Below are 23,973 nucleotides of genomic sequence, written 5' to 3'. Positions count from 1 at the left end.
AGCGAGTCCACATGTCCAAGAAGACGCCGAACACGCGAGGTGCCAAGAAGGCCCCGCAGCTGTCGATCAAGGAGAAGCGAGCAGCGAAGCGCGAGAAGCGCGAGCCGGAGCTCTTCCTCAAGCCGCGCAAGGATGTCGGTCGCTGATCGACGGGCCGGGAAGGGGTGGACGCTCGCCGTCCGCCCCTTCTGCGTTCCCGGCGCGTCGTGGGCGGCTCAGGCGGAGTCCTCCGACGCGCGGATGGGGCGAAGCACCCGCGCGGGGTTGCCGGCGGCGAGCATGTTCGCGGGGATGTCGTGGGTGACGACGGAGCCCGCTCCGATGATGCTGTTGTCGCCGATCGTCACGCCCGGGGTGAGCGTCACCGACCCGCCGAGCCAGACGTTGGAGCCGATGGTCACGGGTAGGGGGAGTTCCCACCCGGCGAGGCGCCGTTCGATGTCCTCGGCGTGGTTCGGGGTATAGATGCTGCAGCGCGGGCCGATGAGGCAGTCCGCGCCGATCGTGACAGCGCCCCCGCCGATGACCATGAAGTCCGCGTTGATGAATGTACGATCGCCGATCGTCAGTCTGGCGCCGTAGTCGATCATGATGGGAGGGCGCACGTCGATGCCCGTGCCGGCGCCGGGCACGAGCTCGGCGAACAGGGCGCGCGCCTCGTCGGGCGCGGTGTCGTACAGCAGGTTGAATCGTGCGCACGCGGCGTGCGCATCCCGCGTCAGCTTCTGCAGGGCTGGTGAAGTCCGGTAGCGAAGCCAGTCGTGCGCCAGAAGCGCGCGCAGATCGTCGTCGTCTTCCGCCCACCGGGCCAGGTCATCGAGCGCTTCCTGCAGTGCCGGGGTCATGCCGTCTCCTCATATGTTGTTAAGCACAACATATCGATGGGGGCGTGCCCCGTCAACGCGCTGCGGTCGCCTCCCCGCGGACGATGTTTCCGCGAACACATCGAGTTAAGTTTGATTCCGATGGATGGATCGTCGCGCACCGAGTCCGCCCTGCGCACGACGCTGGGCGGATTCCTCCGGGCGCGACGAGAGGAGCGCCAACCCGAACAGGTGGGGGTGGAACGTCAGATCGGCCGGCGCGTGCCGGGCCTGCGTCGCGACGAGGTCGCGACCCTCGCGGGCGTCAGCAGTGAGTACTACCTACGACTCGAACAGGGCCGTGGCAGCGCTCCGTCCATGCAGGTGCTGGCCGGACTCGCGCGCGCGTTGCGGTTGAGCGCCGCGGAGTCCGACTACCTACACCGGCTCGCCGGGCATGCGACACCCCGCAGGGTGGCGGCCTTCGAGCGCCCGCGCGCCGAGATCGAGGCGATCCTGAGGTGGTGGCCGGGTATTCCGGCCTATATCTCCGACGCGAATCTCGACGTCGTGGTCGCGAACGACCTCATGGTGGCGATCACCGACGGGCGGTTCAGGCCCGGCACCAATGTCCTCGAGGAGACCTTCAACGCCTCGGGGCGGGGACGACTCGAGACCTGGGAGTCGCAGGCGCGTGACGCCGTCGCGCTCTTCCGGTACTCCGGTGACGAGACATCCGCACGCTACGGCGCCATCCTGCGCCGGTTGAGCGCGGATGCGGACTTCCTCCGCTTCTGGGGTCTGCAGGAGGTCACCCTGCCGCGTCCCTCGGAGATCACCGCGACGATCGAGGGGATCGGCCAGCTCTCGATCTCGGTACGAGACTTCTTCGTTCCGGAGCTCCAGGGGCACATGGTCACCGTCTTCGATGCCGTGCCGGGATCCACCGCGGATGCCTTCTTCCGTCGCGTCTCCGACGCCCTTCGGCCGCCCGGCGACGCGCACGACGTCTGAGCGCCCGCATCGGACGACGAGCTGGCGACCCGACCGTGATCAGACAGGGCGTTCACTCGTCGAAGATGATCGACTCCCAGTTCGCCGGTACGTGACCGGACGGGCCGGGAACACTCTGGGCCGGGGGGTGGCTCGACGGACCAGGGAGCACGACGCCGTCGACTTCCTGCTCCTCGACGTAATCCCACCACCACTCCTCATGGGGCTCGAAGCTCTGCACGAACCGGTGCCCGGTGAGCTCGAAGTGCCGCTGGGCATGATGATTCGGCGAGACCTCGCAGCATCCGACATGTCCGCAGGTGGTGCAGCGGCGCAGATGCAGCCACCAGGAACCGGATGCGAGGCACTCCACGCATCCGGTTCCGCTCGGCGGCGGCGTGTCCGTCATGCCCTGCTCCGATCCGTGGTGTCTGATCTCCCGCCACGCTACGCCGTGCGCAGGAGGCCGGCTCGGACGCCTGACGAGGAACTGTTCGTCTGCCGTCCTGGCTGATCGCGCGCTCGCGTCAAGCCCCGAGCTCTCCCGAGCCGTACCTCGTACAGTGCCCGCATGGGAATGAGTGACGAAGAGAAGCGGCACGACCAACTGACGAGCGCGCCCCACGCCACGGAGGAGGATGCGAAGCCCCGCATCGTCGTGTCGGAGCACGACGGCGTGACCCGCATCGACATCGCGGAGGATGCGCCGGTACGACCGAGCGATCCTCGCGACTGACGAACGCGGAGTGTGGGGTGTCAACCCCGTCGGCCTGGCGCACCGACACGCGTGTACTGGGACGTATGAGCAACGACAAGCAGAACCATCACGGTCCGGACGATGAGGACACCGCACCCGGGATCTCGCCCGTCGAGCAGGACGCCGGCGAGGACATCACGACCGACGACGACGGTGCGCCCGTCGACAATCCCTCTGGAGGCTGACGATGTCGAATCCCGACGAGCGGCCAGGCGTCACTCCCGGCCCCGAGCCTGACACGACCACGGCGGCGGAGCCCGACGACCCCCAGTCGGACGGTGCGGAGTCCGTCCTCGACGGCAGTGGCGAAGACTCCTGAGAGCCGCTACTTCGCGAGTTCGGCCTTCGCGTAGGCGACGATCGCGTTGGCGTGGCCGTGCCCCATCGCGTGAGTGCTCTTGAGCCCCGACACGACGGTCATGTGGGTCTCGCCCGCCGTCAGTCGCGCCACGACGATGTCCAGCCACTCCTGCATCGGACGGCCGTAGGTCTTCTCGATGCTCGGGAAGTAGGACGCCGGGCCCTTCGGTGTGCTGCCCGGCACCATCGGCGGGGCAACGACGCGCTTCGCAGTCATGCGCTCAGCGTAGGCCCCGGTTCGCGGCGTCACGAAGCGTCACCCGAATTTGCCGGTCGCACGGCGCGCGGGATGCTGGGATTCCCCCACCGACCCGGAAGACGCATGAGCACGCCCACCACCGCATCCGCGCACGACGACACCATCCGCAGCCTGCTCGAGGAGCGCCGCACTTTCGCGCCGCCGGTCGACTTCGCGGAGCGCGCGAACGTGACCGAGGAGTGGATCCGTCGCGAGTGGATCGAGCGTGCGGATCGGGACCCCGAGACGTTCTGGGCGCACCGGTCCGAGATCCTCGACTGGGCAGAGCCCTGGCACACCGCTCATCGCTGGGAGCCCACGGACGGCGAGAGCATCCCATCCGCAGAGTGGTTCGTCGGCGGCCGCCTGAACGCCTCGGTCAACGCGGTGGACCGGCACGTGGCCGCCGGGCACGGCGACCGGGTCGCCTTCCACTTCGAGGGTGAACCCGGTGACCGGCGCACGATCACGTACGCCGAACTGCAGCGCGAGGTGGCGAAGGCCGCGAACGCGCTGACCGCGATGGGAATCGGCAAGGGCGATCGGGTCGTGGTCTATCTCCCGGTGCTGGTGGAGACGGTGATCATCCAGCTCGCCGTGGCGCGGATCGGCGCCATCCATTCGCTCGTGTTCGGCGGGTTCTCCGCGGAGGCTGTGCGCTTCCGCGTCGAGGACACCGGCGCGAAGCTCCTCGTCACCACCGACGGCCAGTTCCGCCGCGGAGCCGCCGTGCCCGTCAAGCATCAAGCGGATGCGGCGGTCGCCGGTGTCGCCTCGATCGAGCACGTGCTCGTCATCCGCCGCACCGGCGACGAGGTCGCCTGGACCGAGGGTCGCGACCTGTGGTGGCATGAGACGGTCGACGTCGCCCCGGACACGCACGAGCCGGAGTTCTTCGACGCGGAGACGCCGCTGTTCATCATCTACACGAGCGGAACCACCGGCAAACCCAAGGGGCTGGTGCACACGACCGGCGGGTGGCTGACGCATGTGGCGTGGACGTACTGGGCGGTGTTCGACGCGAAGCCCGAGACCGACGTGTACTGGTGCACCGCCGACCTCGCCTGGGTCACCGCGCACAGCTACGAGACGTACGGGCCCCTGCTCAACGGCGTCACGAGCGTCCTCTACGAGGGCACGCCCAACACCCCGGACTGGGAGCGGCACTTTCAGATCCTCGAACGGTATGCGGTGACGACGTACTACACGGCGCCCACCCTCATCCGATCGCTCATGAGCAGATTCCCCGACGGCCCGCCCGCCCGCTACGAGCTCTCCTCGCTGCGGCTGCTTGGCACGGTGGGCGAGGCGATCAACCCCGAGGCGTGGATCTGGTTCCATCGCCACCTCGGCCGGGGCGAGACGCCGATCGTCGACACGTGGTGGCAATCGGAGACCGGCGGCGCGATCGCCGCCCCGCTGCCGGGCGTCTCCACGCTCAAGCCCGGATCGGCGCTCACGGCGCTGCCGGGTCTGCGTGTCCGCGTCGTCGACGCCGAGGGTGCGGATGTGGGGCCGGGTGGCGGCGGACTGCTCGTCGTCGACGGCACCTGGCCGGGGATGTCGCGCACGGTCTGGGGCAACCCCGAACGGTACCGGGACTCGTACTGGAAGCGTTTCGCCGCGCAGGGGTACTTCCTCGCCGGCGACGGCGCGAAGCTCGACGCCGACGGCGACCTCTGGGTGTTGGGCCGCGTGGACGACGTGATCAACGTTTCGGGCCACCGGCTCTCGACGATCGAGATCGAGTCCGCACTCGTCGCGCATCCCGCCGTGGGGGAGGCCGCGGTCGTGGGCGTCGCCGATGACGTCACCGGGCAGGCGATCGCCGCCTTCGTCACCAATGCAGAGGATGCGGCGGCGCTCCGCCGGCACGTGCGAACCGCGATCGGGCCCGTCGCACAGCCGACGTACGTCTTCACGGTGCCCGATCTTCCGAAGACGCGCAGTGGCAAGATCATGCGCCGCCTGCTCGTGGACCTCGTCGACGGACGGCCGCTGGGTGACACGACGTCGTTGCAGGACGACACCGTGCCGCCGCGGATCGCGGAGATCGTTCGCGAGTCCCTCGGTCGCTGACCGGTTGCCGGAGCCGGTCCTGCGCAGCATCCTGCCGGGTTGCTGAGCGCGCCCGAACCCCGGTTCGCCTGTCACAGATTGCCGCTGGCGCTGCGATCTGTGACAGGCGCGCCGAGAAGGCGACTATTCCCCTGTCACAGATCGGCGCTGTCGCTGCGATCTGTGACAGGTGAACCGAGAAGGCGAAGAAGGCCGGGGCCGCGGGAGGCCGACGTCAGGGGCGGGTGGAGACCGTGACGGTGAACTTCGCGTTGCGGGCGACCTGCCGCGTCGGGCCGACGAGACGCTGGAGGGTCGGGCGGTAGCGCAGGGCTGAGTTCCACACCGTCCACAGCTCACCGCCGGAGCGGAGCGCCCGCGCCGCATCCTGGAACAGAGGCGCGGCGAGGTCGGTCGTGACGGCGGCGCCGGAGTGGAACGGCGGGTTCAGGGCGATGAAGGACACGCTGGAGTCCGGGAGCGCGGTGAGGCGATCGTCCCGCACGACGCGGATGCGGTCGGCCACGCCGTTCGCCTCGGCCGTCGCCCGCGCCGATGCGACCGCTGCCGCGGAGCGATCGGAGGCGTAGACGGCGCGGTCGGGATGGCGCAGCGCGAGGGATGCGGCGACCACGCCCGTTCCGCACGCGAGGTCGACGAGAGGGCCGCCCTCGGGAAGGCGCGCGGGAAGGTGCGCCAGCAGGAACCGGGTGCCGATGTCGATCGCCGTTCCCGCGAACGCGCCGCCGTACGCGCAGACTGTGATGCCGTCGTGGACCGCGCGCCGCGGCTCGGGGTCGTGTCCGGCAAGAGGGTCGCGGGCGACCAGTACGCGGGACTTCTGGCGAGCGTGCGTGACGTCGAGCGTGCCGAAGAAGCGGCGGAAGACATCGTTCATCGCCGTCGACATGTGCTTGATACGTCCGCCGGCGAACACGACGACATCCGGTGCTGCGTGCGCGGCGATCAGGGCGGCGACATCCTCCAACGCGTCGAGGGAGCGGGGGAGTCGGAGCAGGACGAGTCGGGCGCCCGCCACGAGCGCGCCGGTCAGCTCCATCGGCCGGTAGCGGTCCGTGAGGCCCAGTCGGTGCGCGTTGACCGCCAGGGCCTGCTCGCCGGTGAGCGCGTCCTGATGCACCCGTACGACGCCGGAAGAGGCGGCCGTCGCGCCCAACGCGAGCGCGCCGTACTCGTCGCCGACGACCACGATGTCATCCGCGCTCATCGAGGTGCGCCAGGCGGAGGATTCGTCGAGCAGGAGCCGGTCGGCGGCATCGACCGCGACGAGATCGGGCGACTCGACGTCTGGCCAGCGTCGCAGCACGTCGAACCGGAATTCCATCCCTTCACGCTACCGGCCGCCGCAGAGTGTCGACGGATACGATGGTCAGATGGCCGACAAGACGCACGGGGCGCCGCAGCCCGCAGGGCAGCGCCCGCCGTTCAGTCCGGTCATCGCGCTTCTGACGGTGTCCGCCGTCTGGGATACGCGTCTGAACGCGGCGCTGAAGGACCTCGGTCTCACGACCCGCAAGTACGGTCTTCTCGCGCACGTGCAGGCGACCCCGGGCATCTCGTTCTCCGAACTCGCCCGTCGCTCCCAGATCACGGTGCAGACGGCGCACACCGCCGTCAAGACGCTCGCCGGCGAGGGGTTGGTCGAGGACGCCACCGCGCATGCGGGCGCCGCATCCGATCTGCGTGTGACGACGAAGGGCGCGGCGGCTCTCGCCGAGGCGGATGCGCGTCTCGCAGCGCTCGACGAGGTGTTCGGTGCGGGCGTCCCCGCTCTCTCCTCCGCACTGCAGGGACTGCACGAGCAGCCGTTCGGAGAGATCCTTCAGCAAGACTGAAGATTTCCGGTCTAGGCTGCGGGCAGCGCCGACCCGAGCGCGTCGACCGAGCCCCGGAGTCTCCCGTGTTCCGCACGCCCTACGCCCTCTTCCGCACCCTCGCCATCGCCGAGATGATCTCGTGGACCCTGCTCATCGGCGGGCTCATCGTGCGGGCCGTGACCGGTTTCGCGCCTGCCGTGACGATCGGCGGCGGCATCCACGGGTTCATCTTCCTGTCGTACGGCGCGACGGTGATCCTCGTGGCCAAGAACCAGCGGTGGGGCGGTGCCGTGACCGCTCTGGCGCTGGTCAGTGCGGTCGTGCCCTACGCGACACTGCCCATCGAGCTGTGGCTGTCGCGAACCGGTCGGCTGAGTGGTGAATGGCGGATGCAGGCCGGCTCCGACCCGCGGGATGCGGCATGGCACGACCGTGTGCTGCGCTCCGTGCTGCGTCGGCCGGTTCTGTCGGCCGTCGTGATCGCCGCCGCCGTGGCCGCGGCCTTCACCGTGCTGCTCGTGATCGGCCCTCCCGGCGGTCGGGCCTGAGCGGACCTACTTCGCGCGGGCCCGCACGTGGATCGGCAGCGCCATCGCGGCCGAGATCAGCAGGATGCCGGCGACGAAGATGACGGCCTGGAAACCGGGCACCGAGAACGAGATGCCGAACGCGAACATCCCGAGCAGGAACAGCAGCAGGGACACGATGTACATGGCACTCCTTCGGAAGACTCCCTCCAGAGTACCGGGTCGCCTGCGTGCGGACCGACCGCATCCGCGTCCCTGAGCGGGATCACTCCTCGGTCGGCCTCACGCTCGCCGCGAGGCGGGTGGCGCCCACCACGGCCGCGGGCATCGTGAACACAGCGCCGAGCGGGACGAGGAAGCACAGCTGCGTCATGATGCCGAAGCCGAGCGCCCGGCCGCGGGCTTGTCGCAGCAAGCGGCGCCGAGTGCGGCGATCGACGCCGCGCGCCGTCAGCGCGCGGCCGGAGAGCTCGTCCGCGAGGATCCACCCCGAGAGCACGACGCCGGTCACTGCGCCGACCACGCCGCCGACCAGGGGGATGAAACCGAGCGCGAACGCGAGCGCGGCCGCGAGTGCGCCGCGCACGATGAGACCGGTCGCATCGGCCAACGCTGCCCGCCAGCCGGGATCGTGCTCGGGCACGGCGCCCGAATCGGCGATCTCGACGCTGCGCCAGATCCGGTCGTAGAACGGTTCGCCCACGATCAGGGTCAGCGCGGTGAAGGTCGTCGCGGCCAGCAGAAGCGCGCCGGCGAAGACCGCGACGCCGAGCGCGACGCGCAACGCGATGGTCCAGACCGCCGGCCAATCGTCGGCGAACGGCGTGACCGCATCCGTGAGCGGGGCCAGGGTCGTCGCGAGAGCGACGAGGGCCACCGAGAGGACTGCGCTCACGATGAGCGCGGGCAGGAGTCCGAGGAGCATCAGGCCTGGGCGCCGCATGAACCACCCGAATCCGCCGAGCAGCAGGCGTGCGCCGTGGAGCACCTCGTTCACTCGTTCTCCTCACCGCCGCGCTGGGTCGAGCGTAGTGGGAATATCGTCGCCTCTCCCGTGTTGAAGTTGATGTGTCGACGCTCAACTCCGTTTTGCAGAGCGGCACCCCGAACCCGATCAGGAGAACAGATGCCTGAAGATTTCACCCCCGACGAGGGCCGCGACGCCTTCGACGACTTCCTCTCGCGCTACCTCGCAGGTGAGCGCGGACGCGCGGCGCGGTCGATCGATCTGTCGCGCTACCTCAGCGCCCGCACGCAGGAGACGCTGCAGGATGCGGGGCGTTTCGCCCTCGCGCGTGGCCAGCACGAGCTGGATGCGTTGCACGTGCTCCGCGAGATCGTGCGCGTCGACCAGGTCCGCGACGCGATCGCCCGACTCGGTGTCGATCCCGAGAGCATCGTCCGCGAGTCGGAGCAGCGTCTGCCGGCCAGCGCCGACGTGGCCGATGTCGACAGCGCGGTGGTGACGACGTCGGTTCAGCGCGCCCTCTTCCACGCGTTCCAGGTCGCGCGTTCCTCCGGCTCGACCTACATCGACCCGGAGCACCTCTTCTTCGCGCTGGTGCTGGCGCAGGACACGCCCGCCGGTCAGATCCTCGCGCGCGCCGGCGTGACGGCGGAGGCGCTCACGCAGAGCGTGCGCGAGACCGTGACCGGTGGCGATCGCGCTCCGGAGCAGGCGGCCGCATCCGAGCCCGCCACCATGCTGGAGCGCTACGGGCGCGACCTCACCTCCCTCGCCGAGGCGGGGGAGCTCGACCCGGTGATCGGCCGAGCGGACGAGATCGAGCAGACCATCGAGATCCTGAGCCGTCGCACGAAGAACAACCCCGTGCTCATCGGCGAGGCCGGTGTCGGAAAGACCGCGATCGTCGAGGGGCTCGCCCAGGCGATCGTCGCGGGTGATGTGCCCGAGCAACTGCGCGGCAGCCGCGTCGTCTCCTTGGATCTTCCCGCGATGCTCGCGGGCGCCCGCTACCGCGGCGACTTCGAGGAGCGCCTGACCGCGACGATGACGGAGATCGCAGAACGCAAGGGCGAGCTCATCGTCTTCATCGACGAGGTGCACACCGTCGTCGGCGCGGGCGCCGGCAGCGACGGCGCGATGGATGCCGGCAACATCCTCAAGCCCCGCCTCGCTCGTGGCGACCTGCACCTGGTGGGCGCGACCACGCTCGCCGAGTACCGCACCATCGAGAAGGACCCGGCGCTGGAGCGTCGGTTCCAGCCGGTGAAGGTGGGGGAGCCCTCGGTCGAGGATGCGGTGCGGATCCTGCACGGGCTGCGCCCCGCCTACGAGCAGCACCACGCCATCACCTACACCGACGACGCGTTGCGTGCCGCTGTCGAGCTCAGCGACCGTTACCTGAGCGACCGCGTCCTGCCGGACAAGGCGATCGACCTCATCGACCAGGCCGGGGCGCGACTCCGGCTGCGGCTGGGCGTCGCGGTCGACGTGTCCGAGCTGATGGCGCAGCTGGCCACGCTCGAGGCGGACAAGAACGCAGCGGTGGCGGCGGAGCGCTACGAGGACGCGATGCGTCTGCGCGACGAGATCGCCGATGTACAGCGCCGCATCGACGAGGCGACACGTCGCGACGCGGTGCGCGGCGAGCAGGTCGTGGATGCCGAGCACATCGCCGCCGTCATCAGCCGCAGCACGGGCATCCCGGTGTCGCGTCTGACGGAGAGCGAGCGCGGGCGGCTGGCAGGACTCGAGTCCGAGCTGCACGCCCGGGTGATCGGTCAGGATGCGGCGGTCGCCGCCGTCGCGACGGCGGTCCGGCGCAACCGCACCGGTATGGGCGACAGCCGCCGCCCGGTGGGGTCGTTCCTCTTCCTCGGACCCACGGGTGTGGGCAAGACGGAGCTGGCGAAGACCCTCGCATCCTCACTCTTCGAGGACGAGAACGCCGTGATCCGCTTCGACATGAGCGAGTTCGGCGAGCGCCACACGGTTTCCCGTCTCGTGGGGGCCCCTCCCGGATACGTCGGATACGACGAGGCGGGTCAGCTGACCGAGCGGGTGCGTCGCGCACCGTACTCGGTGGTGTTGTTCGACGAGATCGAGAAGGCGCATCCCGACGTGTTCAACCTGCTGCTGCAGGTGCTCGACGACGGCCGGCTGACCGACGGCCAGGGCCGCACGGTCGACTTCCGCAACACCGTCGTCATCATGACCTCGAACATCGGCAGCGAGTTCCTCGCATCGCGCTCCGGCGCGATCGGGTTCATCGCCGACGGCGGCGGGGCGACGGGCTTCGGCGACGAGAGCGAGCTGCGCGCGCGTGTCATGGGCAAGCTTCGCGAGGCGATGCGGCCCGAGTTCCTGAACCGCATTGACGAGATCGTGCTGTTCCGCAAGCTCGAGAAGGCGCAGCTTCGCAGCATCGTGTCCCTCCTCCTGGAGCAGAGCGCAACCCGGCTGGCGCGGCGGGAGATCTCGTTCGAGGCGACCGAAGCGGTCGTGGACTGGCTGGCCGAGCACGGCTACGAGCCCGAGTACGGCGCGCGACCGCTGCGCCGGCTCATCCAGCGGGAGATCGACGACCGTATCGCCGACCTGCTCGTCTCCGGCGAACTGAGCGATCAGGGTGCCGTGCGCATCGACGTCGTCGACGGTCGGCCGGTGGCTGCGGCCGTGGTCCGCAGCGCCGTCGCCGCCTGATCCGAACAGACCGCCACCCCCTGCCGTGCGCAAGGGGTGGCGGTCCTCGTATGCACGCGGCAGGGTGAAGGGATGGTGCTTCCCGCTTCGCTCTCGCTCGGACTGGCAGGGGCCCTCGGGCCCGATCTCGTCGCTGCCCTGGCCCCCGCCGCCGAGGAGGCCGGCTTCGCCACGCTCTGGGTGAACGACACTCCGAGCGGCGACGCGGTGGCGGCGCTCGCCGCCGCGGCGACGGTCACGGATCGGATCGGGCTCGCCACCGGGGTCGTGCCGCTGGATCGACGGGAGCCGGACTCGCTCGTCGCCGCGCTGCAGGCCGCGGACCTGCCGGCAGGCAGGCTCACCGTGGGCATCGGCTCCGGGTCCGCGCCCTCGCATCAGCTGGCGCTCGTGGAGCGGGGGATCGAGGCCCTGCGCGCGGGCGTGCCCGGAGCGCAGGTCGTCGTGGGCGCCCTCGGCCCGCGGATGCGCCGGCTCGCGACATCGGTCGCCGACGGCCAGCTGCTCAATTGGTTGACCCCCGATGCCGCCGCAGCGCAGCGCGAGCCGGACAGTCGCACCATCCTCTACGTGAGAACGGCGCTCGATGCGGCGGCGTTGCCGCGGCTGCTCGCCGAGGCCGATGCGTATGCCGGCTACCCCGCCTACGCCGCCAACTTCGCGCGCCTCGGATTCAGCGCGCGCGACACGGTGATCAGCTCCCTCGACGACGCGGAGCGCGTGACGGCGTACCGCGCAGCGGTCGACGAGGTCGTCCTCCGGGTGATCGTCGAACGGGACGACCCCGAGCATTATCTCGACTTCATCCGGACGGCGGCGGCGCTGATCGACGCGAACGCGTCATGAGCGCGATGTCCGAGCACGCAAGCGCAACGACCGCGTGGGGCTCGACAGACGTCTCGAAGCGAGGTGGAATCAGAGCATGAGGACTTTCGCACGGTGGGCGCTGGGCGCCGCCATGGTGTTCGCCGGTGTCAGCCACCTGTTCTGGGCGCGAAAGGAGTTCCGCGCGCAGGTGCCCGACTGGGTCGTGGACGCCACGCCCCTCGACGAGGATGCGGTCGTGCTCGCGTCGGGCGCGGTGGAGATCGCCCTCGGCACGGCACTGGTGGCATTGCCATCGCAGCGCCGGCGCATGGGTGCCCTGCTGGCAGCGTTCTTCATCGCGGTGCTTCCGGGCAACTGGGCCCAGTTCACCCACCGTCGCGACGGCTTCGGGCTCGACACCGACGTCAAGCGACTGGTCCGACTCTTCTTCCAGCCCGCGCTCGTCGCCTGGGCGCTGTGGAGCACGCGCGCCCCTCGCGACTGAAGGCGAGCCGGATGCGGCCTGTCAGCGCTTGGCTTCGACCAGCCGCATCCGGACGATGTTGTCGGTCTCGTCCATCTCGGCGATGTCAGGATGCGCGGCGACGAACTCGGTGAAGCTGCGGTGGCCCAGAGCCTTCTCGCTGAACGAGGAATCGAGGCGGGTGATCAGGCTCTTGACGGCGGACGCGTGCTGCCACTGCGACGGGTCCTTGTCGTTCTCCAGGCGCAGCGCGCGCTCGAGCAGATCGGCCGCGGGATCCACGGACCGCTTGCGTGAGCGGGGAGCGTTCGAGGCCGCATCCTTCTTCGCGGGTTCGGGGACCTGCACGCCGGGCAGCGAGTCGTAGGCGTCGAAGCGGTCGCAGGCGGCCGCGAGCGATTTGGCGGTGGAGCCGGCCACTCCCACGCCCACGACGAAGCGCCCGAGACGCTTGCACCGCTGCGCGAGGGGCACGTAATCCGAGTCGCCCGCGACGATCACGACGTGCGTCAGATCCGGCAGGCGGAACATGTCCTCCACGGTGTCGACCGCGAGTCGGATGTCGGCGCCGTTCTTGGCGTAGGCGGCCGCGGGGAACAGCTGCACGAGGTCGACCGCGCGCGCCACCAGCTGCGACCGGTACTCGGCGTTGACCGGCGACGACCAGTCGGCGTAGGCGCGTGTCAGCACGAGCGTGCCGAAGGATGCGGCGTAGTCGATGATCGCGCCCACATCGACCGTCGCGCGTGCCAGCTTCTCGGTGATCTCCGGATCGTGCGGCTGCTCGGCGATACGCGACCGGTCGCGCGAATAGGCGTTGCGGCCGTGTACGCGGTCGTACCAGCTCATGACGATGTTGTCGAAGTCCAGATAGACGGCCACGCGGCTCGTCGACAGATCCGCCATGTCAGCCCTCGCTCGGGTAGCGCACGCCGATCTGCGCGCGGATGTCGTCGAGCTGTCTCATGATCGCGACCGTCTCGGCGATGGGCAGGCGATCACTGTCCCGGCGACCGTCCGCGATGATCTGCTCGGCCGCAAGCGCCTGGTACTGCATGCCGCGTCCGGCATCCGGGCAACGGAACGTCTCGACGACATCGCCGGAGCGGTTCGTGAGCGTGAAGCCCGTCGCGTTGTACCAGGTCGGGTCGATCTCGATGCGGGCATCGGTGCCGATGATCGCGGCGCGGTTCGGCCCGATGCCCTGGGCAGAGGAGAAGGTGGTCGCCAGCGCGCCGTTCGTGTAGGAGGCGAGGGTTGCGACATCGATGTCGGCGCCCGTCTCACCCAGCCGCCCGCTCGCCGTGAGGCGCACGGGCGCCCCCAGCACGTCCCAGGCGAACGACAGCGGGTAGATGCCGAGATCGAGCAGGGCGCCCCCGCCGAGCTCCAGCGCGTTCAGGCGGTGGGCAGGATCGGTCGAGATGAACTGGGTGTGATCCGCCGTCACGGCGCGCACCTCGCCCAGCGCACCGGCGGCGAGCAGCTCCTGGATGCGCATCATGTGCGGCAGGTACCGGGTCCACATGGCCTCCATGGCCAGGAGCCCTGCTTCCTCCGCCGCGACGCGCACGCGCTCGGCCTCGTCGCCGGTCAGGGTGAACGGCTTCTCGACGAGCACGTGCTTGCCCGCTGCGAGGGCCTCCAGCGCGTTCTCGGCATGAGCGGGATGCGGGGTCGCGATGTAGACGATGTCGATCTCGTCGTCGGCCAGAAGCGAGGCGTAGTCGCCGTGCGCATGGGGGATGTCGAACTCCGCGGCGAAGCGCTGGGCGCTTTCGAGTGAACGCGAGCCGACCGCTCGGACGTCGAGGCCCGCAGTGCGCAGATCGCTCGTGAACGTGTGGGCGATGTTGCCGGTGGCGAGGATGCCCCAACGCAGGCGAGAACTCGAGACAGTGGTCATGCGACCACCGTACCCAAGGGGTACGGCAGTAGGCTCGGCTCGTGGCGACGGCACTGGACAGACTGCGGGAACTCCTGAGGATCGCGACGGTCTCCTACGCGGACGAGTCGCGGGTCGACACGGCGGCGTTCGACGAGTTCCACGCCACGCTCGAGCGCCTGTATCCCCTTGTGCACGCTCGGCTGCAGCGGGAGCTCGTCGCCGGTCATGCACTCCTCTTCCGATGGCCGGGGCGTTCGTCGGAGCGACCGGTCGTGCTCATGGCGCATCAAGATGTCGTCCCCGTGGTCGAGGAGGACTGGGATCGGGATCCGTTCGGTGCCGAGCTCGTCGGTGACGGAGCCGACCAGGCGGTCTACGCGCGGGGAGCGATCGATGACAAGGGCGCGCTCGTGGCCATCCTGGAGGCCGTCGAAGAACTGCTGATGCGCGAAGTCGTGCCCGAGCACGACGTGTACCTCGCCTTCGGGCACAACGAGGAGACCGCAGGCGACGGAGCGCGCGCGATCGCGGAGGCGCTGCGCACGCGCGGTGTGCGGCCGGCGCTCGTGGTCGACGAGGGCGGTGCCGTCGTCGACGGGGTGCTCCCGGGGATCGCGCGTCCGACGGCGATGATCGGCGTCGCCGAGCGCGGCACGATGACGGTCTGGCTCACCGCGCGCGAGCAGGGGGGTCACGCATCCACGCCGCCGGCGCGTCCGGCGACGGCGCGGCTGGCACGTGCCGTCGACCGGCTGGCCCGGCATCCGTTCCCCGTGCGGCTCGTGCCTCCGGTGCGCGCGATGCTCCGCACGCTCGCACCGCACGCGCCGAGGCCTCTCGGCACAGCCTTGCGCTCCCTCGCGTTCACGGGCCCGCTGATCGCCGGTGTGCTGGCGCGGCTGGGCCCCGAGACGAACGCCCTGGTGCGCACGACCGCGGTGGCGACCGAGCTCGAGGGTGCGCCGGGGGAGAACGTGCTGGCCGCGACGGCGCGTGCCGCGATCAACGTGCGCCTGCTCACCGGTGACACGGCCGCATCCGCCGTCGCGCGGATCCGCCGCGTCATCGCCGACGAGACGATCGAGATCGAGGTCCGCGCGGCGAGCGAGCCCTCACCCATCTCACCGTGGCGTGGTGAGCCGTGGCGTCGCATCGCGCGCGCGATCGACTCGTCGCTGGGCAGCGAGATCGTGGCGACGCCCTACATCCAGTTGGGTGCGAGCGACAGCCGCTGGTTCACGGGGATCTGCGACAACGTCTACCGCTTCACGCCCTTCCACCTCACCCGCGCCGAGCGCGAGGCGCTGCACGCGCACAACGAGCGCATCCGCGTCGAGGTGTGGCTGCGGGGGATCGGCTTCTACCGGGACCTCATCACCGGGAGCTGAGAGGGCGCGGCGCCACATCGTCGAGTGCCAGGACGAACCGCAGGATGGCGCGGCCGGTGTCGGTGATCACGGGGCCGCGCCCGAACTCCCATTCCTCGTCGCTCGCGCGGACGGTGTGGCCGCGCAGTGCCGCGCGTCGATCGAACGGTGCGGTCGTCGCGGCGTAAAGCGCGACGGCTCCCGTCACCCCGGCATCGACACGCGGGGCGACGGCGAGCGCGTCGCCGAGCACCAGAAGCGCCCGGACGACGCGGGTGAGCATGCGGATGCTGCGCTTGCGTCCCTGGCGGACGGCCACCGCGAGGGCCCGGAGCTCGTCGGGGTTGCCCCCCGCAGCGCCCGTTCCGAGGCCGGCCTCCTCGAGGAACCGGCGCGCCCTGGCGCAGTGCTCCGCGTCGTCGGACGCGGATTCGGCGAGCAGACGCGCAGCCTCATCGAGCGCATCGGCGATGGCCGCGCGTCGGTCCCCGCTCACGGCGGACTCGTCCCGGCGCTCCCTGTTACTCAGGGGGAGACGTCCGAGGAAATCCGCCATGGATCCACAGTAGACCGTGCGCCTCGGCCTGCACCGGGAAGTTGTTCGATGCCTCCAATGTGACTGTCACACGGCCGCAGGAAGCGGGCGGCCGCGGGCATGGCGTGCATAATGGCAACGGGCGTGTGACCGTGCGCACGGCCCGGGAGATCCAATGAGCGACGATGCGACGGGGCGACGGCCCAGTATCCGCGATGTCGCGCGCTTGGCGGAGGTCTCCCATCAGACCGTCTCACGGGTGATCAACAACCATCCGAGCATCCGGCCGGAGACGCGCGAGCGAGTCCTCGCCGTGATGGCGCAGGTGCAGTACCGGCCCAATCGAGCCGCACGGGCGCTGGTGACCAGCCGCTCACAGACCATCGGGATCCTGTCCGCGTCCAGCACGCAGTACGGACCGGCCTCCAGCATCGCCGCCATCGAGTCCGCCGCCCGCGAGCGCGGCTACTGGGTGAGCACCGCGAACATCTCGCCCCATGACCCCGATTCGATCCCCGACGGCATCGCGCATCTGATGGCGCAGTCCGTCGAAGGTCTCGTCGTCATCGCGCCGCAGGTCCGCGTCTTCCGCGCGCTCGCCGAGCAGCACCTCGACGTGCCGTACGTCACGCTGCAGTCCACCGAGCTCGACCCGCAGCACGCGCTGTCCGTCGACCAGATCGCAGGTGCCCGCCTCGCCACGCGCCATCTGATCCAGCTCGGCCATCGCTGGATCTACCACCTCGCGGGGCCACAGGACTGGATCGAGGCGGAGGCCCGGATGCGGGGCTTCCTCGAGGAGATGAGCGCGAACGACGTGCCCACCACCGCCCCCATCCTCGGCGACTGGACCGCGGAGTTCGGCTACTACGCGGGCCGGGAGCTGCTGCGCGTGCGGGACTTCACCGCGGTGTTCGCCTCGAACGACCAGATGGCTCTGGGGCTGTTGCATGCGATCCGCGACGAGGGCCTCGACGTCCCGGGGGACATCAGCGTCGTGGGCTTCGACGACATCCCCGAATCCGCGCACTTCTGGCCGCCGTTGACCACGGTCCGCCAGGACTTCGCCGACCTCGGCCGGCGCTGCGTCGACATCCTGCTGGGCCCGGCGGACGGCTCGGATGCGGTCGTCGCGCCCATCGTGCCGGAACTCATCGTCCGGGGCTCCTCCGGGCCGGTCAGCCCGATCTGACGGGCGTTATCAACCCGAGATCTCTCAGCGGGTTGACAGGAAGCCGATCCGTGGCGTTACACTTGCGCAGCAATGTGAACGGTCACATCGATCGTCACAACGGGGTTTCGAGAGACGAAGGAGTCGACGCGTGTCCGCAATCGATGCCGCTCGAGGCGAGGGCTACGCCACGGGGGTGAAGACCGAGGTCGTGATCGCTCGCGTGCGCGCCGAGGTCGCAGCCCTTCACAGCGAGCTCGTGCGCAACGGGCTGGTCGTGTGGACCGGCGGCAACATCTCGGAGCGTGTGCCGGGGGCGGACCTGTTCGTGATCAAGCCCTCGGGGGTCTCGTACGACGATCTGGCGCCCGAGAACATGATCCTCTGCGACCTCGACGGCAGGGTCGTGGAAGACACCCCCGGCAGCGACCGGCAGCCCTCCAGCGACACGGCGGCGCACGCATACGTCTATCGGAACATGCCCGCCGTGGGCGGCATCGTGCACACGCACTCCGACTACGCGACGGCCTGGGCCGCACGCGGCGAAGAGATTCCCTGCGTCATCACCGCGATGGCCGACGAGTTCGGCGGTCCGATCCCGGTCGGGCCGTTCGCGATCATCGGCGACGACTCGATCGGCCGAGGCATCGTGGACACGCTCACCGATCACCGCTCGCCGGCGGTCCTGATGGCCGGGCACGGCCCATTCACGATCGGCGCCACGGCACGGGATGCGGTCAAGGCCGCGGTCATGCTCGAGGACGTCGCCCGCACCGTGCACATCGCCGCCCAGCGCGGTTCGCTCACGCCGCTGCCGGAACAGGTGATCGATCGCCTCTACGAGCGCTACCAGCACGTCTACGGCCAGCACGGCGAAGCGCACCGGACTCCTCGTTCGGCCGCCTGAAGACTTCCCCCTACGTACAACTGAACACAGCAGACAGAGACGTCTTACGAAAGGACACACTGTGAAGAGCACCAAGTTCCTGTTCGCCGCGGCAACCGTCGCCGCCGGCGCGCTCATGCTCTCGGGCTGCGGCAGCAGCGCGGGCGGCAGCGGCGGGGACAGCGGCGGAGACGGCGGACTCATCGGCGTCGCCATGCCCACCAAGAGCTCCGAGCGCTGGATTCAGGACGGCAACGCCGTCAAGAAGCAGCTCGAGGACCAGGGCTACACCGTCGACCTGCAGTACGCAGAGGACGACATCCCCACGCAGGTCTCGCAGATCGAGAACATGATCACCAAGGGTGCCAAGGCCCTGATCATCGCCTCGATCGACGGCACGACGCTCACCAGCGTCCTGCAGGAGGCCGCCGACGGCGACATCCCCGTCATCGCCTACGACCGCCTCATCCGCGACAGCGAGAACGTCAACTACTACGCGTCGTTCGACAACTACAAGGTCGGCGTGCAGCAGGCCAACTCGCTGCTCAACGGCCTGGGGCTCACCGACCTCGACGGCAAGGCCGCGGCATCCGCTCCGGCCGGCCCGTTCAACATCGAGCTGTTCGCCGGTTCGCCCGACGACAACAACGCCACGTTCTTCTGGAATGGCGCGATCGACACGCTCCAGCCCTACATCGACAAGAAGGTCCTGGTCGTCAAGAGCGGTCAGACCGACTTCCAGCAGGCGGCGACGCTGCGCTGGGACGGCGAGACGGCGCAGAAGCGCATGGAGAACATCCTCACCTCGACGTACTCCGACGGCTCGAAGGTCAACGCGGTGCTCTCGCCCTACGACGGCATCTCGCGCGGCATCATCTCGGCTCTCACCGACGCCGGCTACTCGGTCGGTGCCGAGTGGCCGATCATCTCGGGTCAGGACGCCGAGATCGACTCCGTGAAGGCCATCGTCGCCGGTGAGCAGTACGCGACCATCTTCAAGGACACTCGCAAGCTGGCCGAGGTCGCCGTCAAGATGGCCTCCGCTCTGCTGAAGGGCGAGGAGCCCGAGGTGAACAACACCGAGGACTACGACAACGGCAAGAAGGTCGTCCCGTCCTACCTGCTCGAGTCGCAGATCGTGGTCAAGGACAACATCAAGGAGGTCCTGGTCGACAGCGGCTACTGGACCGAAGACGAGATCAACGGCTGACAACCGAGGATCCGTGCCGGGCGGCCCCGTGCCGCCCGGCACACTCCCGTCGGCGACAGGAAAGAGGAGCAACGATGTCCCAGAACATCCTCGAGATGCGTGGGATCACCAAGACATTCCCGGGAGTCAAAGCACTCTCGAACGTGAATCTCGCCGTCCAGCGCGGCGAGGTGCACGCCATCTGCGGTGAGAACGGCGCCGGTAAGTCGACGCTCATGAAGGTGCTGTCGGGTGTGTACCCCCACGGCACGTATGACGGACAGATCGTCTACAACGGCGAGGAGGTCGCGTTCCGCAACCTCCGCGACAGCGAGGCCAAGGGCATCGTGATCATCCACCAGGAGCTGGCGCTCAGCCCGTACCTGTCGATCGCCGAGAACATCTTCCTCAACAACGAGCAGCGCGGCCCGCTCGGTCTCATCGACTGGAACGCGACGAACTTCGAGGCGGGCAAGCTCCTCGCCCGGGTCGGTCTGCGGGAGAACCCCACGACGAAGATCAACCAGATCGGCGTCGGCAAGCAGCAGCTCGTCGAGATCGCGAAGGCGCTCTCGAAGGAGGTCAAGCTGCTGATCCTCGACGAGCCGACCGCCGCGCTGAACGACGAGGACTCCGCCCACCTCCTGGATCTGATCCTGCACCTGAAGGGTCAGGGGATCACGTCGATCATCATCAGCCACAAGCTCAACGAGATCAAGAAGGTCGCCGACACGGTCACCGTCATCCGCGACGGCAAGACGATCGAGACGATCGCGAAGAACGACGTCACCGAGGACCGCATCATCAAGGACATGGTGGGTCGCGACCTCGAGCACCGTTACCCGGATCACGAGCCCCACATCGGCGAAGAGCTGCTGCGGGTCGAGAACTGGACGGCTCACCATCCCGTCGACACCTCGCGCGTCGTCGTCGACGACGTGTCCATCACGGTGCGGGCGGGAGAGATCGTCGGGATCGCGGGCCTCATGGGCGCCGGTCGCACCGAGTTCGCCATGAGCCTGTTCGGCCACAGCTACGGGACGCGGATCTCCGGTCGGGTGTTCATGCGTGGCAAGGAGATCAAGACGCGCACCGTCTCGGAGGCCATCGACAACGGACTCGCCTACGCGACCGAGGACCGCAAGACGTACGGGCTGAACCTCATCGAGGACATCAAGCGCAACGTCTCCATGGCTTCGCTCAAGAAGCTCGAGAAGGCGGGCCTGGTCAACGACAACGAGGAGTACCGCGTCGCGAACGAGTACCGCCGCGACATGAACATCAAGGCGCCCAGCGTGCTGGTCAAGACGGGAAAGCTCTCCGGCGGCAATCAGCAGAAGGTCGTGCTCTCGAAGTGGATCTACTCGGATCCCGATGTGCTGATCCTCGACGAGCCGACCCGCGGCATCGACGTGGGTGCGAAGTACGAGATCTACACGATCATCAACAAGCTCGCCGCATCCGGGAAGGGCATCATCGTCATCTCATCCGAGCTGCCCGAACTGCTCGGCATCTCGGACCGCGTCTACGCGCTGTCCGAGGGTCGCATCACGGGAGAGCTGCCGATCGCAGAGGCGAGCCCCGAATCCGTTCTCAAGCTCATGACCATGGAGAAGCCCCGCTGACGGGGCTCGCAGGAGACAACGACATGTCGAACAACGACACCGCCGCCGGGGCGACGATCAACCCGGTCGACAACAAGGCCACCCGCTGGATCACGCACGTGCTCACGGACCTGGGCAAGAACGGCATCTTCATCGCGCTGCTCGCGGTCGTGGTGCTGTTCGCCGTCCTGACCGACGGCATCCTGCTGCGTCCGCAGAACATCTCGAACCTGGTCGTGCAGAACGGCTACATCCTCGTGCTCGCGATCGGCATGGTGATGGTCATCATCGCCGGCCACATCGACCTGTCGGTCGGATCCGTCGCCGCCTTCATCGGAGCGGTCTCGGGCGTCTTCGCGGTGCAGTGGGGCCTGCCCTGGTGGCTCGCGATCATCCTGTCGCTCGCCATCGGCGCGCTCGTGGGCGCGTGGCAGGGCTTCTGGGTCGCCTTCGTCGGCATCCCCGCCTTCATCGTGACCCTCGCGGGCATGCTCATCTTCCGCGGGCTCGCGCTCGTGGTGCTCGGCAACGCGAACATCGGCTCCTTCCCCGACGAGTACCGGGCGCTCGGCAACGGCTTCCTCGACGGCATCTTCGGCGGCGACCCGGATGTGTTCACGTTGCTGATCGGTGCCGTCGGCATCATCGCCCTGGTCGTGCAGCAGTGGCGCACCCGTGCGGGACGGCGCAAGTACGGACAGGATGTCGAGCCGATCGTCTGGTTCATCGCCAAGCTCGTGCTCATCTCCGCAGCGATCGCGTTCTTCACGTACTCGCTCGCCGCGTACAAGGGCATCCCGGTCACGCTCATCGTGTTGGCCGTTCTCGTGCTCGTCTACGGCGTCGTCATGAACCGCTCGGTCTTCGGCCGCCACATCTACGCGATCGGCGGCAACCGCCACGCGGCGGAGCTGTCGGGTATCAAGACCCGCCGGGTCGACTTCTGGCTGTTCGTCAACATGGGACTGCTGGCAGCGCTGGCCGGCCTCATCTTCACCGCTCGTTTGAACCTCGCCGGCCCCAAGGCCGGTGACGGCTTCGAGCTCGAGGCCATCTCGGCGGCCTTCATCGGCGGCGCGGCGGTGCAGGGCGGCGTCGGAACGATCGGCGGTGCGATCATCGGTGGTCTGATCATCGGTGTGCTGAACAACGGTATGTCGATCATGGGCATCGGCATCGAGTGGCAGCAGGCCGTGAAGGGCCTCGTGCTCCTTCTCGCCGTCGCCTTCGACGTGTACAACAAGCGGCGCTCCGGCAACTGAGCACCGTCACCATGACGAAGGGCCCCGCCGATCGGCGGGGCCCCTCGTCATGCGTGTGTCAGAGCACGGCGAGCCGCTCGGCGATGCGTGAGGGCAGGGTGCCGTCCGCCGCGCTCGCGCCGTCGGTGAAGGCCCCGCGGTAGCGCGCGGCCGGATGCGTGTCGGCGACCCGCGCGTGGCCGGCGCCGTAGAGCGACTCGCGCAGCGTCGAGCCCGCGTACTCGGTCTGTGCCCGTCCGCGGCGCTGGAGCTCGGGCACGACGAACTCCACGAGATCCTCGAAGGATCCCGGTGTGATCGCGTACGCGAAGTTGAAGCCGTCGATCTCGCCCTCGTCGACCCACCGCTCCAGCTCGTCGGCGACGGTCTCGGGGCCGCCCACGATGACCGGCCCCATCCCGCCGATGGAGCGCTGCGCGACGATGTCGGCGGGGGTCCATCGGCGTTCGGGGTCGATCTTCGCGAGAGAGGAGAGCACCGAGCGAAGGCTGTCGTTCTCCACCTCTTCCAGTGGCTGGTCGGGATCCCACTGCCCGAAGTCGATGCCGGTCCAGCCGCCGTAGAACGCGAGCATCCCCTCGCCCGAGGCGTAGGACAGATAGTCCTCGTATTTGGCCTGAGCCGCCGCATCCGACTCGGCGGTGATGACGGTGACCAGCGCGAAGGTCTTCACGTCGTCGGGGTCGCGCCCCTCCGCCGCCGCGCGCGAGCGGATGTCGCGCACGATCTCGCGTGCCTGGGCGGGGTTCGCGGGACTGATGAAGACGCCCTCGCCGTGGCGGGCGGCGAAGGCGCGACCGCGCGGGGAGGCGCCGGCCTGGAAGATCACCGGGGTGCGCTGCGGCGACGGCTCGCTCAGGTGGATGCCGGGGACGGAGTAGTACGTGCCCTGGTGGCCGATCGGATGCACCTTCGCCGCGTCGGTGTACACCCCGCGTTCGCGGTCGGCGATGACGGCGTCCTCCTCCCACGAGCCTTCCCAGAGCTTGTAGGTGACGTCGACGAACTCCTCCGCGATCTCGTAGCGGTCGTCGTGCGCGATCTGCTTGCTCAGGCCGAGGTTGATCGCGGCGCTGTTCAGGTAGCTCGTCACCACGTTCCACGCGACGCGGCCCTTCGTCAGATGGTCGAGCGTCGAGAACTTGCGCGCGAGCGCATACGGCTGCTCGTACGTCAGTGCCGCTGTGACGCCGAAGCCGAGGTGCTCGGTGACGAGCGCCATCGCCGGAACCTGGAGGAATGGATCGTTCACCGGCACCTGGTCGGCGTCGCCGAGCGCCGTGGCCGCGGAGCCCCGGTACACGTCGTACGTACCCAGAACGTCCGCGATGAACAGCGAGTCGAACCGACCCCGTTCGAGGAGCTTCGCGAGCTCGGTCCAGTACTCGAGGTCCTTGTACGTCGTGGCCCTGCTGTCGGGGTGGCGCCAGGTGCCCGCGGACTGGTGACTGACGCACGTCATGTCGAAGGCGTTCAGGATGATGCGCTTTGCCATGCGGCGAGTCTCACACCGGCGCACGCGGGAGGCCACCGCGCCGA

At 69.0% G+C, this 23,973-nt stretch carries 27 protein-coding genes; 17 read left to right on the top strand and 10 right to left on the bottom strand.

Annotation, left to right across the window (positions count from 1 at the left end; translation table 11 throughout):
* Positions 1-11: 11 nt before the first annotated feature.
* Positions 12-146, top strand: a complete 135-nt coding sequence (locus EHF32_RS16155) for a hypothetical protein (RefSeq protein WP_272949065.1) — start codon at positions 12-14, stop codon at positions 144-146.
* Between the two features lie 69 nt (positions 147-215).
* Here the strand turns inward: EHF32_RS16155 and EHF32_RS07420 are convergent, their stop codons facing one another.
* Positions 216-845, bottom strand: coding sequence for a sugar O-acetyltransferase (locus tag EHF32_RS07420; protein ID WP_137417586.1), 630 nt, complete (start codon positions 843-845; stop codon positions 216-218).
* A gap of 120 nt (positions 846-965) precedes the next feature.
* Between EHF32_RS07420 and EHF32_RS07415 the strand changes: the two genes are divergently transcribed.
* Positions 966-1,817 carry an MmyB family transcriptional regulator gene (locus tag EHF32_RS07415; protein WP_137417585.1) on the top strand — a complete coding sequence of 284 codons (852 nt, stop codon included), beginning with the start codon at positions 966-968 and terminating at the stop codon, positions 1,815-1,817.
* A gap of 52 nt (positions 1,818-1,869) precedes the next feature.
* On the opposite strand, the gene EHF32_RS07410 is transcribed toward EHF32_RS07415, so the two are convergent.
* Entirely contained in the window at positions 1,870-2,205 is a 336-nt protein-coding gene (locus EHF32_RS07410; protein ID WP_137417584.1) for a UBP-type zinc finger domain-containing protein, read from the bottom strand.
* 162 nt (positions 2,206-2,367) lie between these two features.
* On the opposite strand from EHF32_RS07410, the gene EHF32_RS15730 reads away from it, so the two are divergent.
* From EHF32_RS15730 to EHF32_RS16150, 3 genes are all read left to right on the top strand, one after another.
* Complete coding sequence (locus tag EHF32_RS15730; protein ID WP_161594071.1) at positions 2,368-2,532, top strand: hypothetical protein; 165 nt, start codon at positions 2,368-2,370, stop codon at positions 2,530-2,532.
* Between the two features lie 65 nt (positions 2,533-2,597).
* Positions 2,598-2,738, top strand: a complete 141-nt coding sequence (locus tag EHF32_RS15905) for a hypothetical protein (protein ID WP_192900706.1) — start codon at positions 2,598-2,600, stop codon at positions 2,736-2,738.
* A 2-nt stretch (positions 2,739-2,740) separates the two neighbouring features.
* Complete coding sequence (locus EHF32_RS16150) at positions 2,741-2,872, top strand: hypothetical protein (RefSeq protein ID WP_267955135.1); 132 nt, start codon at positions 2,741-2,743, stop codon at positions 2,870-2,872.
* A 6-nt stretch (positions 2,873-2,878) separates the two neighbouring features.
* Here EHF32_RS16150 and EHF32_RS07400 read toward each other — a convergent pair whose 3' ends face one another.
* Entirely contained in the window at positions 2,879-3,130 is a 252-nt protein-coding gene (locus tag EHF32_RS07400; protein WP_137417582.1) for a DUF4287 domain-containing protein, read from the bottom strand.
* Between the two features lie 105 nt (positions 3,131-3,235).
* Here EHF32_RS07400 and acs point away from each other — a divergent pair, with 105 nt between their 5' ends.
* Positions 3,236-5,230 (top strand): acetate--CoA ligase, encoded by a 1,995-nt coding sequence (gene acs / locus EHF32_RS07395; protein ID WP_137417581.1) that lies wholly within the window; start codon positions 3,236-3,238, stop codon positions 5,228-5,230.
* 214 nt (positions 5,231-5,444) lie between these two features.
* On the opposite strand, the gene EHF32_RS07390 is transcribed toward acs, so the two are convergent.
* Positions 5,445-6,554, bottom strand: a complete 1,110-nt coding sequence (locus EHF32_RS07390) for a class I SAM-dependent methyltransferase (protein ID WP_137417580.1) — start codon at positions 6,552-6,554, stop codon at positions 5,445-5,447.
* A 49-nt stretch (positions 6,555-6,603) separates the two neighbouring features.
* On the opposite strand from EHF32_RS07390, the gene EHF32_RS07385 reads away from it, so the two are divergent.
* Complete coding sequence (locus tag EHF32_RS07385; RefSeq protein ID WP_137417579.1) at positions 6,604-7,065, top strand: MarR family winged helix-turn-helix transcriptional regulator; 462 nt, start codon at positions 6,604-6,606, stop codon at positions 7,063-7,065.
* 65 nt (positions 7,066-7,130) lie between these two features.
* A complete protein-coding gene (locus EHF32_RS07380; RefSeq protein WP_137417578.1) occupies positions 7,131-7,595 on the top strand; it encodes a DUF3817 domain-containing protein in 465 nt (154 codons plus the stop codon).
* A gap of 6 nt (positions 7,596-7,601) precedes the next feature.
* Here the strand turns inward: EHF32_RS07380 and EHF32_RS15725 are convergent, their stop codons facing one another.
* A complete protein-coding gene (locus tag EHF32_RS15725; RefSeq protein ID WP_161594070.1) occupies positions 7,602-7,760 on the bottom strand; it encodes a hypothetical protein in 159 nt (52 codons plus the stop codon).
* A 79-nt stretch (positions 7,761-7,839) separates the two neighbouring features.
* A complete protein-coding gene (locus EHF32_RS07375; protein ID WP_238343824.1) occupies positions 7,840-8,571 on the bottom strand; it encodes an EI24 domain-containing protein in 732 nt (243 codons plus the stop codon).
* Between the two features lie 129 nt (positions 8,572-8,700).
* Here EHF32_RS07375 and EHF32_RS07370 point away from each other — a divergent pair, with 129 nt between their 5' ends.
* The 3 genes from EHF32_RS07370 (at position 8,701) to EHF32_RS07360 (ending at position 12,553) form a co-directional block, all read left to right on the top strand.
* Entirely contained in the window at positions 8,701-11,241 is a 2,541-nt protein-coding gene (locus EHF32_RS07370; protein WP_137417577.1) for an ATP-dependent Clp protease ATP-binding subunit, read from the top strand.
* A gap of 72 nt (positions 11,242-11,313) precedes the next feature.
* Complete coding sequence (locus tag EHF32_RS07365) at positions 11,314-12,087, top strand: LLM class flavin-dependent oxidoreductase (RefSeq protein WP_137417576.1); 774 nt, start codon at positions 11,314-11,316, stop codon at positions 12,085-12,087.
* A gap of 76 nt (positions 12,088-12,163) precedes the next feature.
* The gene (locus EHF32_RS07360; protein WP_137417575.1) at positions 12,164-12,553 is read left to right on the top strand and encodes a DoxX family protein; all 390 of its coding nucleotides are present in this window, start codon (positions 12,164-12,166) and stop codon (positions 12,551-12,553) included.
* A 21-nt stretch (positions 12,554-12,574) separates the two neighbouring features.
* Here the strand turns inward: EHF32_RS07360 and EHF32_RS07355 are convergent, their stop codons facing one another.
* Positions 12,575-13,438: an NYN domain-containing protein gene (locus tag EHF32_RS07355; protein WP_137417574.1), complete on the bottom strand. Its 864-nt coding sequence runs from the start codon at positions 13,436-13,438 to the stop codon at positions 12,575-12,577.
* Position 13,439: 1 nt separating this feature from the next.
* Positions 13,440-14,438 carry a Gfo/Idh/MocA family protein gene (locus tag EHF32_RS07350; protein ID WP_137417573.1) on the bottom strand — a complete coding sequence of 333 codons (999 nt, stop codon included), beginning with the start codon at positions 14,436-14,438 and terminating at the stop codon, positions 13,440-13,442.
* 41 nt (positions 14,439-14,479) lie between these two features.
* Between EHF32_RS07350 and EHF32_RS07345 the strand changes: the two genes are divergently transcribed.
* The gene (locus EHF32_RS07345) at positions 14,480-15,808 is read left to right on the top strand and encodes a M20/M25/M40 family metallo-hydrolase (protein ID WP_137417572.1); all 1,329 of its coding nucleotides are present in this window, start codon (positions 14,480-14,482) and stop codon (positions 15,806-15,808) included.
* Here the strand turns inward: EHF32_RS07345 and EHF32_RS07340 are convergent.
* Complete coding sequence (locus tag EHF32_RS07340) at positions 15,795-16,283, bottom strand: hypothetical protein (protein ID WP_137417571.1); 489 nt, start codon at positions 16,281-16,283, stop codon at positions 15,795-15,797. The two genes, EHF32_RS07345 and EHF32_RS07340, sit on opposite strands and share 14 nt — an antisense overlap.
* Before the next feature lie 214 nt (positions 16,284-16,497).
* Between EHF32_RS07340 and EHF32_RS07335 the strand changes: the two genes are divergently transcribed.
* The 5 genes from EHF32_RS07335 to mmsB all read left to right on the top strand — a co-directional run bounded on the left by EHF32_RS07335 (position 16,498) and on the right by mmsB (position 22,434).
* Entirely contained in the window at positions 16,498-17,514 is a 1,017-nt protein-coding gene (locus EHF32_RS07335; protein ID WP_137417570.1) for a LacI family DNA-binding transcriptional regulator, read from the top strand.
* 139 nt (positions 17,515-17,653) lie between these two features.
* Positions 17,654-18,400 (top strand): L-ribulose-5-phosphate 4-epimerase, encoded by a 747-nt coding sequence (locus tag EHF32_RS07330; protein ID WP_443189869.1) that lies wholly within the window; start codon positions 17,654-17,656, stop codon positions 18,398-18,400.
* 61 nt (positions 18,401-18,461) lie between these two features.
* Positions 18,462-19,589, top strand: a complete 1,128-nt coding sequence (chvE, locus tag EHF32_RS07325) for a multiple monosaccharide ABC transporter substrate-binding protein (RefSeq protein ID WP_396653338.1) — start codon at positions 18,462-18,464, stop codon at positions 19,587-19,589.
* Positions 19,590-19,663: 74 nt separating this feature from the next.
* Positions 19,664-21,193 (top strand): multiple monosaccharide ABC transporter ATP-binding protein, encoded by a 1,530-nt coding sequence (gene mmsA, locus EHF32_RS07320; RefSeq protein WP_137417569.1) that lies wholly within the window; start codon positions 19,664-19,666, stop codon positions 21,191-21,193.
* Between the two features lie 23 nt (positions 21,194-21,216).
* Positions 21,217-22,434, top strand: coding sequence for a multiple monosaccharide ABC transporter permease (mmsB, locus tag EHF32_RS07315; protein ID WP_137417568.1), 1,218 nt, complete (start codon positions 21,217-21,219; stop codon positions 22,432-22,434).
* 58 nt (positions 22,435-22,492) lie between these two features.
* Here the strand turns inward: mmsB and EHF32_RS07310 are convergent, their stop codons facing one another.
* Positions 22,493-23,929 (bottom strand): LLM class flavin-dependent oxidoreductase, encoded by a 1,437-nt coding sequence (locus tag EHF32_RS07310; RefSeq protein WP_137417567.1) that lies wholly within the window; start codon positions 23,927-23,929, stop codon positions 22,493-22,495.
* Positions 23,930-23,973: the final 44 nt, after the last annotated feature.

Origin of the sequence: Microbacterium sp. RG1 (genome assembly GCF_005347485.1) — a bacterium.
GTDB lineage: Bacteria > Actinomycetota > Actinomycetes > Actinomycetales > Microbacteriaceae > Microbacterium > Microbacterium binotii_A.
The sequence above is the reverse complement of the archived record's forward strand: the minus strand, read 5'-3'. Positions and strand labels throughout refer to the sequence as shown.